This is a genomic window from Mycobacterium sp. IEC1808 (assembly GCF_002101935.1).
GTDB lineage: Bacteria > Actinomycetota > Actinomycetes > Mycobacteriales > Mycobacteriaceae > Mycobacterium.
The window spans coordinates 191,145-205,549 of sequence record NZ_LQPV01000011.1; the positions used below are offsets into that span (position 1 = coordinate 191,145).

The 14,405-nt window shown below is 67.5% G+C and carries 13 protein-coding genes; 3 read left to right on the plus strand and 10 right to left on the minus strand.

From position 1 onward, the window contains the following. Positions 1-167: 167 nt before the first annotated feature. From AWB92_RS07565 to AWB92_RS07575, 3 genes are read right to left on the minus strand one after another with little or no spacing between them, the layout of a single operon-like run. Positions 168-578, minus strand: coding sequence for an OB-fold domain-containing protein (locus tag AWB92_RS07565; protein WP_085184751.1), 411 nt, complete (start codon positions 576-578; stop codon positions 168-170). A gap of 2 nt (positions 579-580) precedes the next feature. After that, complete coding sequence (locus AWB92_RS07570) at positions 581-1,789, minus strand: thiolase family protein (protein WP_085184752.1); 1,209 nt, start codon at positions 1,787-1,789, stop codon at positions 581-583. Between the two features lie 9 nt (positions 1,790-1,798). Further along, complete coding sequence (locus AWB92_RS07575) at positions 1,799-4,024, minus strand: acyl-CoA dehydrogenase (RefSeq protein WP_085184753.1); 2,226 nt, start codon at positions 4,022-4,024, stop codon at positions 1,799-1,801. 168 nt (positions 4,025-4,192) lie between these two features. On the opposite strand from AWB92_RS07575, the gene AWB92_RS07580 reads away from it, so the two are divergent. Next, complete coding sequence (locus AWB92_RS07580) at positions 4,193-4,780, plus strand: TetR/AcrR family transcriptional regulator (RefSeq protein ID WP_085184754.1); 588 nt, start codon at positions 4,193-4,195, stop codon at positions 4,778-4,780. Here AWB92_RS07580 and AWB92_RS07585 read toward each other — a convergent pair. Beyond that, positions 4,718-6,595 (minus strand): pyruvate kinase, encoded by a 1,878-nt coding sequence (locus AWB92_RS07585; RefSeq protein WP_085184755.1) that lies wholly within the window; start codon positions 6,593-6,595, stop codon positions 4,718-4,720. The genes AWB92_RS07580 and AWB92_RS07585 overlap by 63 nt on opposite strands. 195 nt (positions 6,596-6,790) lie before the next feature. On the opposite strand from AWB92_RS07585, the gene AWB92_RS07590 reads away from it, so the two are divergent. Then, entirely contained in the window at positions 6,791-7,870 is a 1,080-nt protein-coding gene (locus AWB92_RS07590; protein WP_085184756.1) for a DUF190 domain-containing protein, read from the plus strand. A gap of 9 nt (positions 7,871-7,879) precedes the next feature. On the opposite strand, the gene AWB92_RS07595 is transcribed toward AWB92_RS07590, so the two are convergent. From AWB92_RS07595 to AWB92_RS07610, 4 genes are all read right to left on the minus strand, one after another. Next, a complete protein-coding gene (locus AWB92_RS07595; protein WP_085184757.1) occupies positions 7,880-8,773 on the minus strand; it encodes a fructose bisphosphate aldolase in 894 nt (297 codons plus the stop codon). A gap of 118 nt (positions 8,774-8,891) precedes the next feature. Next, positions 8,892-9,539, minus strand: coding sequence for an isochorismatase family cysteine hydrolase (locus tag AWB92_RS07600; RefSeq protein WP_085184758.1), 648 nt, complete (start codon positions 9,537-9,539; stop codon positions 8,892-8,894). An 18-nt stretch (positions 9,540-9,557) separates the two neighbouring features. Further along, positions 9,558-10,151: a cytochrome b/b6 domain-containing protein gene (locus AWB92_RS07605; protein WP_085184759.1), complete on the minus strand. Its 594-nt coding sequence runs from the start codon at positions 10,149-10,151 to the stop codon at positions 9,558-9,560. Continuing rightward, the gene (locus tag AWB92_RS07610) at positions 10,148-11,278 is read right to left on the minus strand and encodes a catalase family peroxidase (RefSeq protein ID WP_277622283.1); all 1,131 of its coding nucleotides are present in this window, start codon (positions 11,276-11,278) and stop codon (positions 10,148-10,150) included. Before AWB92_RS07610 ends, AWB92_RS07605 begins: the two co-directional genes overlap by 4 nt. Positions 11,279-11,670: 392 nt before the next feature. Between AWB92_RS07610 and AWB92_RS07615 the strand changes: the two genes are divergently transcribed. After that, on the plus strand, positions 11,671-12,069 hold the full coding sequence (locus AWB92_RS07615; RefSeq protein WP_085184760.1) for an STAS domain-containing protein: 399 nt from the start codon (positions 11,671-11,673) through the stop codon (positions 12,067-12,069). 4 nt (positions 12,070-12,073) lie between these two features. Here the strand turns inward: AWB92_RS07615 and AWB92_RS07620 are convergent, their stop codons facing one another. After that, on the minus strand, positions 12,074-13,159 hold the full coding sequence (locus AWB92_RS07620; protein WP_085184761.1) for a phosphotransferase family protein: 1,086 nt from the start codon (positions 13,157-13,159) through the stop codon (positions 12,074-12,076). Beyond that, positions 13,156-14,292, minus strand: coding sequence for a hypothetical protein (locus AWB92_RS07625; protein ID WP_173817373.1), 1,137 nt, complete (start codon positions 14,290-14,292; stop codon positions 13,156-13,158). The genes AWB92_RS07620 and AWB92_RS07625 overlap by 4 nt, the downstream gene beginning before the upstream one ends. Positions 14,293-14,405 lie beyond the last annotated feature (113 nt).

The window sequence follows — 14,405 nt, forward strand, 5'->3', positions numbered from 1 at the left end:
CTGCCACATCCGGCACATATGTCACCCATTTCCGGGACATGTCGAAGTGCCCGCCTCGCAGCGACAATCCGTGAACGCGGCTGTCTCGAAGGCCGGTTGTCGCTGCGAGGCGGGCAGATCGAACATCGTTGCCCGCACATGCCATTGTGGCGGATGTGACGCGGCTGTTACTCGGCCGGTTCGTACCGCAGCATGGTGACGTCGTGGTCGGGATAATCGCAGAACACCGGGCGCACCCGCATCCCGACCCTCAGGTCCGCCGGGTCGACGTTCACCATCTCGGTGGAAAACCTTGGCCCCTCGTCCCATTCGACAATGGCCAGCAGCTGGGGAACCGCGTCGGCGAAGTGCGGGCCGACGGGGCGGCGCGCCACCGTGAACGAGTACAACGTTCCCATCCCGGATATCTCGCGCCATTCCAGGTCGTCGGCCAGGGTGTGCGGGGCACGCACCCGCGGATAGAACACGTAGCTCTGCGACGACGGCGAATACTGGATGACGATGTGATGCTGAGCCAACGCGTCCCAGAACGGCGCGGTGGTAGGCGTTTTGACGGGCATCGGCCGCTCGAAGGTCATCGTCAGTCTCCCTGCAGGATGAGCGTCGTCTGCTCGGACAGGATTCCACCGTTTCCGGAGACGAAGGCGCGGTTGCAGTCGGCGACCTGGGCCGCGCCGGCGCGCCCCATGATCTGGCGGGTGGCGTCACATACGTGGTGCATGCCGCCCGCCAATCCGGCCTGGCCGAAACCGAGTTGGCCGCCGGCGGTGTTGAGCGGGAAGTCGCCGCGGAAGGTCAGGTCGTGGTTGGCAACGAACTCCATGCCCTTGCCCTTCTCGCAGAACCCCGCGTCCTCTAGCGACAGCAGCACGGTGATGGTGTAGCAGTCGTAGATCGACACCATGTCCATGTCATCGCGGGTCAGATCGGTCATCGCAAAGGCAGTGTCCGCGGCCTCAGCGATCGGGGTGCGCAGCAGATCCTTGGCGTAAGTCGGGGTCTTGAACGGCACGTGCTCGCCGAATCCCCTGACCCAGACTGGACGATTGCGCGAGCGCCGCGCCAGGTCCGCGTCCGCGACGACGACGGCGGCGCCCCCGACGCAGGGCATCACGATCTCGAGCATGTGCAGCGGGTCGGCGATCACCGGGCTGGCGAGGACGTCCTCCACGGTGAGCGGCTTGTCTTTCCAGATCGCGCCCTCGGTGTGGTTGGCGTTGATCCGCTGGTCGACGACGATCTTGGCCATCGCCCGCTCGTCGTAGCCGTAGACGGCCGCGTAGCGCTGGGCGACCTGGCCGTACGGGCCGTTCTGGCCGAGGTTGCCGTACGGGATCTCGAATTCCGCTTGGGGGGAGCCGTATTGGTTGCTCGACGAGCCGAAGTACAGGGCGTCGCCGTAAGCTTTGGGCTTCTTCTTGGACATGGGAGTGATGTAGCGGGCGGGCAGCGCGCACAGTACCGCCTCGCAGATGCCGAGTTCGACGGCCGCGGCCGCCCGCCACACCATGGCCGCCGCGCTGGCGCCGCCGAGGTCAACGTGCTCGGCGAATCTCGCTCCGACGCCGAGGTATTCGGCGATCGTGGAGGGTACGAAGATCTCCGACTCGGCCAGGTGCGAGGCCACGATGCCGTCGACGATCTCGAAAGGCAGTCCGGCGTCGCCCAGCGCGGCGGCGCCGAGCTCGGCCCATTGTTCGATGGCGAACGGTGCGGGCGATGCCTTGCTCATGCGCTCGGGCGCCAGCTCGACGTACCCGACGATCGCGGCTTCTCCACGTAATCCCATGCGGTGTCCTTATTTCCGGGGCAAACCGAGAATCATCTGCGCGATGATGTTCAGTTGGATCTCCCTCGTCCCGCCGCCGATCAGCTCGGCCGGCAGGTGCAGATAGGGTTCCACGACCGCGGCGTCGGGGTCATCGACCATCGCCACCCGCCCGGTCAGCTGCAGCGTGGCCTCGAAGGTGCGGCGCAGCAACACGTTCATCGCCACCTTGGCGATGCTCGAAGCCGGACCGGACGCCTGCCCGTCGAGTAGCCGGATGGTTTCCCGCACGCCGAGCGCCCGGATGGCGTTGGTGTAGGCGTCGAGTTCGCCAAGCTCACGCAAGGCGTCGTCACGATCCGGCCCGGGTTGTGCGGCGAGGCGGCGGAGCGCGACGGCCCGGTCGAACTTGACGTATCCGCTGATGGCCGAACGCTCTTCGGCCATCGTGGCGATCGCCAGGCTCCAGCCGTCGGTGGGACCGCCCAGCAACATCTCGTCGGGAACGAAGACGTCGTTGAAGAACACCTCGTTGAAGTGCGCCTGCCCGGTCGCCGTCTTGATGGGCTGGATTTCGATTCCGGGCGATCGCATGTCGATGATGAAGTAGCCGATGCCGCGATGCTTGCTGGCTTCGGGGTCGGTGCGCGCCAGCAGCGCGCCCAGGTCGGCATACTGCGCCAACGAGGTCCAGATCTTGTGGCCATTGATCCGCCAGCCGCCGTCGACCTTGGTGGCCCGGGTGGCCAGCGACGCCAGGTCGGAGCCCGCACCCGGCTCGCTGAACAGCTGGCACCAATGGATCTCGCCGCGCTGGGTCGCCGGGATCAGCTTCTCCTGTAGCTCTTTTGGTGCGGCGGTCAGCACCGAGGGCAGGATCCACTCGGCGATGTTCAGCGATGGCCGGACCAAGGCGGGCCGCTTGGCGAACTCCTCGTCGATGATGAGCTGTTTGAGCGGGCCCGCGTCGACGCCCCATGGCGCGGGCCAGTGCGGCGCCATCAGCCCGGCGTCCGCGAGCAGCGTGCGCTGCCGCCCGGAGGCCTGGTCCGGGTAGTCGCCGTGCGGCGCGGGCGTGTCATTGCGCAACTGCATTGCCGCATCGAGGGTTTCGGCGACCCAGGCACGAAACTCGGATTCCGCGTCGCCCAGGTTGACGGACATGTCGCGGGTCTGGGTGCAGGTGAGCTCGCCCAGCCGCCGCGCCCAGCGGTTCGCCGGACCGATCGATCCCGCCAGGCTGATGGCCCGGCGCCAGTACAGGTGCACGTCATGTTCCCAGGTGAAGCCGATGGCGCCGAGCATCGTCAGCGCGTCGAGCACCAGGTCCGGAATCGGTGAGACGGCGATCGTCGCCGCCCCGCCGGCGGCGAGGCGGTGCTGGTCGAGTGGTTCGTCCACCGCGCGGACCGCGTCCCACGCCGCGGCGGTCGCCAACTCGGTGTTGACGAGCAGCATCGCCGCGCTGTGCTGCAGGGCCTGAAAGGTACCGATCACCTTGCCGAACTGCTCGCGGATTCGCAGGTGCGCAGTGACCGCGTCGACACACCACTGCGCGATGCCGGCCATCACGCTGGCCACCAATCCGACCGCGACGCACTCGGCTCGGTCGGCGTCGAGCCCTCCCAGCACGGCAGACTCGGCGGCGACATATTCGCTAAGCCGCAGGATCCCCACATCGGTCACCAGGTCGGTGCCGCGCACGGTTTCGATGGCCGCCGTCGGCTTTGTGGTGTCAACCGCCACCCAGACGTCGTCGCCGTCCCCGGTCCGAGCGCACACCAGGACGACCCGCGCCGAACAGACGCCCGCCGTCACGGCCGACGCGCCGTCGAGCACCCAGCGTTGGCCGTCGCGACGCGCGTGGAAGTCACCGCCACCGGGAAGGACGACCGCCGCGGGCAAGCCGGACGCCAGGTCGCGCACCAATGACTCCGCGGTCGGGTTCGGATCGGCCAGCAGCGCAACGGCTCCCGCGGTCACGGTGGGCAGGAGCGGGCCGGGCAGCAACGCCTTGCCGGCCGATTCCAGCACACACGCCGCGTCGATGAGCCGTCCGCCCTGACCGCCGAGGCGCTCTGGCAGGTGCACCGCGTGAAAGCCGTTGGCAACCAACGCGTCCCACCACTCCGGAAGGCGTCCGGCGGCGAAGTCATCGAAGCTCTCGCGGGTTGCGGCGATCGGGGCGTGCCGGCCGGCGAACTGGGCGACGGCGTCGCTGAGGTCCTGTTGTTCCGGGGTCAGTCCCAGGGTCATGACCGCGACCCCGCGCGGCTGAGGCGACACGCCATCGAAGACCGCTGCCCCTTCCTTACAAGACGAACCGTCTCGTCTTGTGGCAGACTACGGGGCGAGTCAAGATATGTAAAGCGGACCAGATCCGGCGGACGACCGGCGACACCTGGGGAGATGAGGATCACTTAGATGCCAACCGATCTCACCCAGGCAAGCTATCCGAGGCGCCGCAGCGAGAAATCGCGCACGGCCATCGTGACGGCGACCCGAGAACTGCTCCTCGAGCGCGGATTCGACGGACTGACCATCGAGGCGGTCGCCGCCCGGGCCGGCGTGGGAAAGCAGACCATCTATCGCTGGTGGCCCAGCCGTCCGGTTCTGGTCGCCGACGTCATGCTCGAGGACGCGGACAAGATCCTGGCGTCGGTGGACCACACCGACGACCTGGCGGCCGACCTCGTCGGGTGGGTGCGCAAACTTGCCGCAACCCTGACCGCACCGCGGGGCTCGGCGATGCTGCGCATCCTGACCGTCGCCTGCATGGAGCACCCGGAAACCGCCGCCAAACTGCGGGCCGGGTTCAGTTTGCCGCTGCATGAAAGCGTCCGCAGCCGGCTTCTCGCGGACGGTATCGACGAGGCAACGGCCGAGTCAGCCGCCGACGCCATCGTCGGCGGCGTGGTGTACCCGATTCTCTCTGACGCACAGTCATATTCACGACGCCGAGCCGAGCGCACCACCCGCATCATCGTCGAGGCGCTCGGGGCCCGCCGCTGACCAAGAGTGCAGCGGACGCAGCAACGAGTTCTTCTTGTAGTAGTGCTCCGCCATTCTGCGCATGATGTTGTCGAGCACGGTTACCGCCTCGGGCAGGTAGGGACCCTTGTTAAGCATCACGCATTCGGCCCGTTCGCTCATCGCCGCATCGCTGATCTCGGCGCGCGACGGCAGGCCCGTCTTGGCGAGCTGCTCGAGCACCTGCGTCGCCCAGATCACCGGCAGGTGCGCCGCCTCGCACAACCACAGAATCTCCTCCTGCAGCTCGGCCATCCGCTCGTAACCGCATTCGACCGCCAGATCGCCCCGCGCGATCATCACCCCGACCCGCGGCCGGCGCATCGCGGTGAGCAGCAGCTGCGGGAGGTGTTCGAACGCGCGCCGGGTTTCGACCTTGAGCACGATGCCCAGCTCGTCGGCACCGAGCCGATCGAGCTCGTCCAGCAGCCGCTCGACATCCGCCGGGCTCCGAACGAACGACATGTCCACCAAGTCCGCCAGATCTACGACGACGGCAAGGTCGGCGACGTCGCGGTCGGTGATCGCCGAAATCGGCAGCTCGGTGTCCGGCATGTTGATACCCTTCGCGGCCTTCAGGCGAGCCTCACCCTCTTCGGGATGGGCGATGCGCACGGTGATGACGTCGGAATCGACCGACACCACCCGCCCGCCGACCCTGCCGTCGTCGAAATGGATCGCATCCCCGGGGCGGGCATGGTCGAACGCCTCGGGCAGCGTACAACCGATGCGCGCGACGGGTTGATCACCGTCGACCGGGGCCGGCGAACAGTCGCGGGTCAGCCGCAGCAGGTCTCCGGCGCGCAGCACCAGGCTCTGCTCCTTCGCCGGGAGCGGACCCACTTCGGCCGGCTTTCTGCCGTCTCCGGCGTGCAGGGCCGTGCCGGTCACCAGGTAGGTGGTCTGCTGGGCGGTCAGCACGAATCCGCCTGAAGCGTCGACGGTCTCGAGTCCCAGCCGCCGCCTGGACCCCCGCGCATCCCGCAATACCAGTACGTCGCCGCCGTTGCGGTTGGTCAGCCACCGTCGCGGGACGGTGATGACCGCCATGCCGGGCTGGGGCGGGTCCGTCGGCTCCTCGGCCGACGTCAGCCAGGCGCGTGCCGGCGCGACGACCTGACCGAGGGCGTTTCGGTGTGGGCGCAGTTTGATGACGCGGGGGCCCGGCTCCAGCGGCCCGGTCCGCAGCTTCGGCCCCGCGAGATCCATTGCCACCAGGCAGGTTTCGCCGGCGCGGGCGGCCGCGTCCCGGACGTGGTGCGCCATCGCGCGCCACGCCGGCGCGTCGTCGTGCGCGCAGTTGATCCGGGCGATGTTCATGCCACGTCGCACCAGCCCGCGAACCAGGTCGGCGTCGGTGGCGGCCTCCGACGGCAGCGTGACCATGATCCGGGTCGCGCGATGCGGCGGGCGCGGGCCCAGCAGGTCCACCGTATGTTGGCGCAGTATCTCGGGTCCCCGCTCGATGGGTACCACCGCGGGCGGCGGCGGCTCCCACGTGCCTCCCACGATGGCGGCGATGGCCGCGCGAACCGCCGCAAGCGTGGCGTGAACGTGTGATTCGCTGCGGCCCAGCGACGAAAGCCCGAATTCCGCCAGGTCCGTCTGCAGCTCCCGCAAGTCGTATTGCCGAATGGCCCAGTAGTGGACCAGGTTTCGCGCGCTGATGCGATGCTCGGGCGCCACGGTGGTCAGCCAGTCCGCCCACACGCGCTCGGCCTCGGACAACCTGGTCAACAAGCCGTCGATCCGGTCGAGCAAACCTGCCAGTCGCCGCAGGTCACCTCCCCCGGCCATGCGCTCAGGAAGCACGACGACTCCTTCGTGGTTTTGCGGCCACATGGTGTTAACGTCCGCGTAACGGTAACGCCCCGAAACATCAAGGCACACACCAAATTAGCGGCCGCTGCGGCGCCACAGCAGAGGAATTGGTCCCAAATCCGAGCGGCGCGGATCCAATGGGTAAGATCCCGCACGGCGACGGGAGCGGGCATGGACGAGGACTGTCTGAAGCTCAGTGCCTATCTGGCGGAGCGCCGGCGGACCGGCGAGGGCTTCGTCTCCGACGTGCTGCTCAACCTCTACCAACAACATCGGATCGCCAGCAGCGTCGTGCTGCGCGGCATCGGCGGATTCGGGACGGGTCGGCACCTGCGAACCGACGAGTCGCTGACGCTATCCGAGGACCCGCCCGTGGTGATCGTCGCCGTGGACACCCGCAAATCGATCGAGGCCCTGATCGATCCGGTGCTCGCGATCAAACAGCGCGGCCTGGTCACGCTGGAGCGCGCGCGGCTGCTGCGCCAGGACGTCCGGTTGCCGGAGCTACCCGACGACTTGCGCGAGGCCGTCAAGCTGACGATCTACCTGGGCCGCAAGGAGCGCGCCCAGGGGGTGCCGGCCTACGTCGCGGTCTGCGATCTGATGCACCGGCGCCACATCGCCGGCGCCTCGGTCTTCCTGGGCGTCGACGGCCTCATCCACGGGCAACGGCACCGCGCCCACTTTTTCGGTCGCAACGCCGACGTACCGATGATGGTCGTCGCGGTCGGGTCCGGCGATCGGATCGCTCGGGTGCTGCCGGAGCTCGGCGACCTGCTCCGCCGGCCCATGTTCACGCTGGAACGGGTCCGCGTGTGCAAGCGCGACGGCGAATTGCTGGAACGGCCGCATGCCCTGCCGGGGGTTGACGAACACGGCCTGCCCCTGTGGCAGAAGCTGATGGTCTATACCTCCGAATCGGCGCTGCACGATGGGGTGCCGATCCACCGCGCCATCGTCCAGCGGCTTCGTCAGCGCGAATCGCCGGACGGCGCGACGGTGGTCCGGGGCATCTGGGGTTACCACGGAGAGCATCGGCCCCACGGGGACAAGCTGCTCTCGCTGAGGCGTCGCGTCCCGGCGGTCACGATCGTCATCGACACCCCGGCCAACATCGCCGAATGCTTCGACGTCGTCGACGAACTCACGCAGCACGAGGGGCTGGTGACCAGCGAGATGGTGCCCGCGCTGGTGTCGGACGACGGCGAACCCGGCCGGGGCGGTCCGCCCATGGCCAACCACCGCTACTAGCGCCGGGCGTCAGCCCGCGACGGACGCGTCGTAGATCGACTGGATCGACTTGTCCAGGGTGGCGTTGAACTGCTCGTCGGACTGGTCGACCGCAAGCCCCTCGGTCAGCGCGCGGCTGAAGCTGGCGATCAGCCCGGTGTTCTTCGCCAGCAGCTCGTTGGCCTCCTCGCGCGAGTAGCCACCGGACAACGCGACCACGCGCATCACCTTGGGGTGCTCGATCAGCGGACGGTAGAAGTTGACCTCGGTGGGCAGGCTCAGCTTGATCATCACGCGCTGACCGGCCGGCACGGTTTCGAGTTGCTTGGTGATCTCGTCCCGCAGGATGGCCTCGGCCTCGGCCTTGTCCGGGATCGAGATGGTGACCTCGGGCTCGAGGATGGGAACCAGGCCGTGCGACAGCACCTGATGGCCGACCTCGAACTGCTGGGCGACGATCGCCGCGATGCCCGCCGCGTTGGCCCCGCCGATCACCGACCGTTCCTTGGTGCCGAAGACGCCTTTGCTCACGGCGCGCTCGAGCAGCTCGTCCAGTCCCGGCATCGGCTTCATCAGCTGGACGTCGTCGGACGCCTCCGCCAGCCCCTTGTCGATTTTCAGAATGGGCACCACGCCCTTGGTCTCCCACAGGTACGTGGTCGACGGCACCCCCTCGATGTCGCGGTCCATGGTCTGTTCGAACAGGATCGCCGCCAGCACCCGGTCGCCGTTGAACGCCGGGGAGGTGATGATCCGCGAACGCATCTGGTGGATGAGGTCGAACATCTCCGCGTCGGAGGAATACGCGTCCTCTTGAATCCCGTATAGACGCAGCGCCTTGGGTGTCGAGCCGCCGCTCTGGTCGAGCGCTGCAATGAACCCCTTGCCCGACGTCATCCGGTCGGCCTGCTGCTGGTTCGGCATGGAACTTCCCCACTCCCTCGTGGCACTGTCGGGTGCCGATCATATTCGTCCGATCGGGGCGCGAGCGGGCAGGTCGTCAGTCGCCGGCGCACGTCGCGAAGTGCCGCGATCAGCATGATCAGACGCTACCGCCGTTACTTGGGCGCGTCTTCAGCGCGCCCACGACTTCGTCCGCGGTGAGAATGGCGCTCGCGTAGTTGGGGATATTGACCTCGAGCGCGGCGTCCATTTCCCGCTCCGAATAGCTCGCGGTCGCGTCCTTGACCACGGTGACCTCATAGCCGAGTTCGGCGCCGAATCGGACGGTGGCCTCGAGGCAGGTATGCGCGATGAGTCCCATCATGATGAGCCGCCGGATGCCGTGCCTCTTGAGCAATAGGTCCAGGTCGGTGTTGGCGAAACCACTCGAACACCAATGCTCTTGGGCGACGATGTCGCCCGCCTGGGGCTCGAACCCGGGGTGCAGTTCACCGCCCCAGGTGCCGTATTCGAAGGTCCGGCGCGACCACGCCGCGCGCTGGATCGGCGCGATGTACCGCCACGTCTCGTAGTCGCCCGGCCGATACCGATGGTGCAGCGCATAGAAGACGCGGACACCGGCGGCCCGCGCGGCGTCGAGGACTTGCCGCATGTGGGGGACGCACTGGTTCGCCTCGGCGACGCCCTTCAGGCGATCCCACACCTTCCCGCCCTCGGAGATGAAGTCGTTGTACGGGTCGATCACAACGAGGCCGGTGAGGTCGCTCTCGTACGTCACGTCGGTCATGTTCGCACGGCATGGCCGTCACTGCGTGCTGTCGTCCTGCCGAGGGTCGGAGCGTTTGGTGGGCCACAGCGCCATGCGATCGAGGAGCCCGTCGCGCAGCACCAGCGTGTGGAACAACACCGCGCAGACGTGGGCGGTGAACGTCAGGAAGAGCAGGAAGGCGAACACGTTGTGGGCCTGCCGGAGCACCGCGTACAGATCGAGGTCGTGCGGCGCGATGCCCGGTAGCCGCAGCGGCCCCGCCATAGTGATCGGGAATCGTGCGGCCGAGAGCATCGCCCACCCGATCAGCGGCTGGACGAGCAGCAGCGCGTAAAGCAGGTATTCCGACCACGACGCGATGCGGCGTTCGGCCGGGCCCATCGTCGCCAGGAATGGGGGGAGCCGGTGGGTGAGCCGGTTCACCAGGCGCACCACGGCGAAGACCAGGATCAACACCCCCAGCGGGCGATGGATCGCCAGCAGCAGCGGGTAGTAGCTCAGCGAGGCGATCATGGTCACGCCGATCAGCAACTGGACGATGACCATCGGCGCCATCAGCCAGTGCAATATTCGGGAGGGGACGGCGAAACGTGCTGGGGCGCTGGTAGTTTCGCTTGCGGTTTCGGTCATGACAGCACCTTGGTCACGTTGACCTCGCTGGGCGATTTGGGCTCCTCGGCGCGACGGGTGAATGAGCGGGCGTAGACGGCCGACCTCGCCGGCGGCAGCGGGTCGTCCGATGCGGTGATGCCGTCCGGCAGGACCAGCGGGTCGAAGTTGATATCGCGCGCGTTGCCGGCTTCCTCCGTCTGCACCGCCGTGATGGTGATGGTGCCGGCATCGATAGTCCGCCGCGACTGCGGCCACGGCTTGGTCGCGTCGTGGGTCGGATCGCCCGGCTCGCCGACCGTGAGCACCAGCCGCCAGCTCAGCGGCCGTTGCGACGCCGCGCGGATGAGGTCGTCGAAAAGGTAGTCCTTGCCGTGCGGCGGCTGCGGGCCCCCGCCGTGGCCGGCGTCCACTGGCACCACCGACCAGCGCACCGGAACGGTGGCGCCGGCGGTGTTGGTGAACCAGAAGGCGTTCAGCCCGTAAAACGTGCTGTCCGCGAACCCCGCGGTGGGCGGGGACTGCTTGATGATCTTCATCGCCGCGACGGTTTCGGGATGCCGATCGAGGAACGCGGCCAGCTTTTGCGGGTCGGGCTTACCCGTCTCCGGCAGCGGCTTGGATGCGAGCAACCGCTCGTAAAACCCCTCCGGGGTGCTGTCCGTGAAGACGGGGAAGTTGATCATCGCGGTGCGCCATTGCTGGCCGCCGGCCTCGAACAGCAGCCCGAGGCCGCGCACGGTGTCGGGCTTGTCCGCCTGGTCCGGCAGGCCGCCGCCCAGCGAGAACCGGCCGACGACCGGCACGGTCCCGGGCCGGAAGACCGCGGCCCGGCAGATGGCCGCGCCCGCCCCGTTGCTCGCAAAAGACCCCGTTGCGCTGAGTCCTTTGGCATGGTTTCGCCGAAACCCGTCATGGCGGCCGAAGACGTGCTCGAAGCGATCGGCGAACCGGGGTGGGGTGAGAGTGTCCGGCCGCAGCCAGCCGCCGGCATAGGCAAAGCCGCCGACGTCCACCGCCGCGAGGCCCGCGACGGCGCCCATGCCGAGCAGCGCGGCCCGCCGATTCAGTGCGACGCGACGGGAGTGTTCGGGTTTGGTCGTGTCAACGTCGTCTTCCGGGACGCCATCCTCATCACCGGCCCCCATGCCCACCGTCCTTTCCCGCTATTCCGGGCCAAGCCGCGCAGCCTGGGAACGACACTCGGTGCAAGCAATTCATCCACCTGAGGCTGCCGTGCGCAACACCTGCGGCGACCCTCACGCACACTGCGACCACGTCGCGGCGCCGGAATTCGTTCAGCGGTCGCCTAATGACAACCGACGTTGTAAGCACCCGCCCGGGGCCGGAGCCGCCGTGGGGATCTCCCGTGGCTTAGGATCGAATGATCACGTGCGGCTGCGCTCCGCCTAGCGGCGCAGGATCGATGGAGTATTTGTCCTCTACATGGGCGTGTTACGCGGGTTGAGTCGACAGCCCCGGCTTGGCGGTAGCTGTTGATTTCTCTGTCCCCGCACCGGACGAATGTGAGTGATGAACCATGATCGAACAAACCGGCGACTCGGCCGATCCGATCGCCTTCGAGGTAGGAAAACGGCAGGTAGACCAGACGGTCGTGCTCACCGTCTCGGGCGAAGTGGACATGCTCAGTGCGCCGCAACTCGCCGAGGCGATACACACCGAGCTGGCCACCGGACCGGCCGGACTCGTCGTAGACCTGTCCAAAGTGGATTTCCTGGCCTCGGCCGGGATGACCGTCCTGGTGTCCGCGCAGGCGGACGTCGCGCCGCCCACTCGGTTCGCGGTCGTCGCGAATGGCCCGGCCACCAGCCGGCCGATCAAGCTCATGGGTTTGGACAACGTGTTGTCGCTGTACAGCACGCTCGACAGCGCGCTGTGCCGTGTCTCCGAGGGTTCGACCTCGGAAGAGCTCGCCTGACGCGCTAAGTGGCCGGCGCCAGGACCTGCTGAATGCGTTCGTCGCGCGGCAGCACGGGACCGTCGTCGAGAGCTTCGTCGACGCCTAGCTCGGTCAGGCCGGCTCTGGTCATGAGCGAGGTGCCGTAGGCGGCGAGCGCGAGCTTTTGGTCGTCGCTGTGGCCATCCTCGATGAGCATCGCGCCGATCAGGCAGATGACGGCCATCTTGTAAGCGTTGAACGCGCGATACCACGCGCGGTTGCAGACCGTGATCCCGCTGACCGACTCGTAGTGCGCCAGCAGGGCGTCGATGCCCAGCGCCGCCGGGTGGGTGTTGATACCGACGGGCTGCATCCACAACATCTCGAGCCAACCGATGTCGGTCAGTGGATCGCCCACGGTCGTCATCTCCCAGTCGAACACCGCGCTGACCTCGCCGTCGCGAAAGGCGAAGTTGCCCGGTTTGGCATCGCCGTGCACCAACGTGACCTTCGGGCATGGCGGCGGTTTGCCGGCGCGCAGCGCCTCGTGGAGCCGTTCCAGGGCGGGCAGCCGGTCGCGCTTGACCCGGTTCATCTCGGCAACCCAGTGGTCGAGTTCGCGGTCGAGATGACTGCGACCGTCGTCCAGCGCGTCGAGCCCGGTCCGCGCCAGGTCGACGGTGTGGATCGCCGCGAGTTGTTCGACCAAGCTCTGACACATCCGCACCACGGTCGAGTCCGCGACGCCGGCCGGCGCCTCCATCTCGTAGACCTGACCGGCGGCCCGTTCCATCACGAAGAAGGGGCGGCCGAGCACGTCGCCGGTTTCTTCGAGCCACAGCGCACGCGGAACACGGACCGCCGTGTCCGCCAGGGCGCGCAGGATCGCGAACTGGCGCGCGAGATCGTAGGGCTCCAGCAGCGCGGGTGGTTTGGGCCGCAACCGCAGCACCGCGTCTTGGCGGGTGTCCCGGTCGCCGTGCCGGGTGATGACGCTCAGCATCATCATCTCGGCGGAATGTCCGAAGTCCACCCGGTCCAGCCCCTCGGCACGGACGTCGTCGGCGTCGGGTACCTGCGTGCGCAGCCAGGCCGTCAGGCGCTCTTCGGAGTTGGCGTCCAGCGTCATTGGCGGACCGGATCGTCCTCTCCGGGCAGCCGGTCGACGGGTGTCTTGTCCTGGGTGAACGCCGACATGTCCATTGCCGTCCAGTTCGGATAGCGTTGGTAGCCCTGCCCGCCGAGCAGCAATTCGAAGACACCCCAACCGATGTCGCCATCGATCTCGAACCGCATCAACTGGTCGAGCGCCATCGATTTGCCTTCGGTTTCCGCGAGCTGCTCGGGATCGGTGCTGTCCCAGTGGAAATGGATGAAGTACGCTCCGTTGCCCAGGTCCTCGTATTGGCAATGCGCCATCGGCAGGCCATAGTAGGCGTTGACTTCCTGGCGGGCGGCGTCGGCGAAGACGCGGTAGGCCTTGCCGTCTTCGTCGGTGAAGACCAGTGTCGCGCGGGCGGGCCGCTTGCTGTCGCCGTCGAATTCCACCTCGTGCTCGATCTCGACGAATCGCTTCGACAAGGTGCCATCGGCGTGAGTGATCCCGCCGTCGACGTAATTGACTGTGCCGTCTGAGGATTCAATGACCCACGCCTCGATGGCCCGGCCGTCGAATCCGGCGTCGAGCCAAAGCCAGAAGTCGATCTTGTCCGAGACGCGCACGCCGAACGTGCGGTCGCGCCCGCCGTGGAACCCGTCCACGCTGATGCGCTCGCCGTCGATCGTGACCCAGCCGCTCCACCGTCCGGGTTCCTTCATGTGATACATGTCGGCCAGCAGCTGGCCGTCCTCACCGTGCACCTTCATCGGCAGCAGCTCCCACATCGGGGCGGTGGGCTCGTAGTAGAGCTCCCACTCGATGCCGGACTTGTTGGGAGCGACGTCGAGTCTCCACTTCTTCAACGGCTCGACGCAGGTCCAGCTCATCGGCCCGGCGCGCAGGTCGGCGCGGTCGGCGCCGGTCACGGGCCGGCCCGCCAGAAGGTCCCAGTGCCGGCCGTCGGCGAGGCTGACCTTGACATATCCCAGCGCGGTTCTGGTGTTGGGGTTGTTGCCGTAGCCGCTGGCCAACAGCATGGTGCCGTCGGGCGACGCGGCGAAGAAGTAGCACCGGTCCGACCACGTCGGATCGGGATCGTGCACTCGGTCGAAGGTCGTCGGGAGCTGGTGCGTGAACGACTCGTCGGCGGCGGAGTAGCCCATCATCGCCCTCTTAGTCCGGTTAATGACCTGGGCCACAACAAGATTCGGCGCATCGCGACCGCGCCGCGGTTGCCCGTGGCATCAGATACCGAAGTAGCACAACGCATCCCGTA

Excerpts from the sequence above, each read along its gene's own strand:
- AWB92_RS07565 (WP_085184751.1), bottom strand. The coding sequence starts at position 578 with ATGACCTTCGAGCGGCCGATGCCCGTCAAAACGCCTACCACCGCGCCG.
- AWB92_RS07570 (WP_085184752.1), bottom strand. The coding sequence starts at position 1,789 with ATGGGATTACGTGGAGAAGCCGCGATCGTCGGGTACGTCGAGCTGGCG.
- AWB92_RS07575 (WP_085184753.1), bottom strand. The coding sequence starts at position 4,024 with ATGACCCTGGGACTGACCCCGGAACAACAGGACCTCAGCGACGCCGTC.
- AWB92_RS07580 (WP_085184754.1), top strand. The coding sequence starts at position 4,193 with ATGCCAACCGATCTCACCCAGGCAAGCTATCCGAGGCGCCGCAGCGAG.
- AWB92_RS07585 (WP_085184755.1), bottom strand. The coding sequence starts at position 6,595 with ATGGCCGGGGGAGGTGACCTGCGGCGACTGGCAGGTTTGCTCGACCGG.
- AWB92_RS07590 (WP_085184756.1), top strand. The coding sequence starts at position 6,791 with ATGGACGAGGACTGTCTGAAGCTCAGTGCCTATCTGGCGGAGCGCCGG.
- AWB92_RS07595 (WP_085184757.1), bottom strand. The coding sequence starts at position 8,773 with ATGCCGAACCAGCAGCAGGCCGACCGGATGACGTCGGGCAAGGGGTTC.
- AWB92_RS07600 (WP_085184758.1), bottom strand. The coding sequence starts at position 9,539 with ATGACCGACGTGACGTACGAGAGCGACCTCACCGGCCTCGTTGTGATC.
- AWB92_RS07605 (WP_085184759.1), bottom strand. The coding sequence starts at position 10,151 with ATGACCGAAACCGCAAGCGAAACTACCAGCGCCCCAGCACGTTTCGCC.
- AWB92_RS07610 (WP_277622283.1), bottom strand. The coding sequence starts at position 11,278 with ATGGGGGCCGGTGATGAGGATGGCGTCCCGGAAGACGACGTTGACACG.
- AWB92_RS07615 (WP_085184760.1), top strand. The coding sequence starts at position 11,671 with ATGATCGAACAAACCGGCGACTCGGCCGATCCGATCGCCTTCGAGGTA.
- AWB92_RS07620 (WP_085184761.1), bottom strand. The coding sequence starts at position 13,159 with ATGACGCTGGACGCCAACTCCGAAGAGCGCCTGACGGCCTGGCTGCGC.
- AWB92_RS07625 (WP_173817373.1), bottom strand. The coding sequence starts at position 14,292 with ATGGGCTACTCCGCCGCCGACGAGTCGTTCACGCACCAGCTCCCGACG.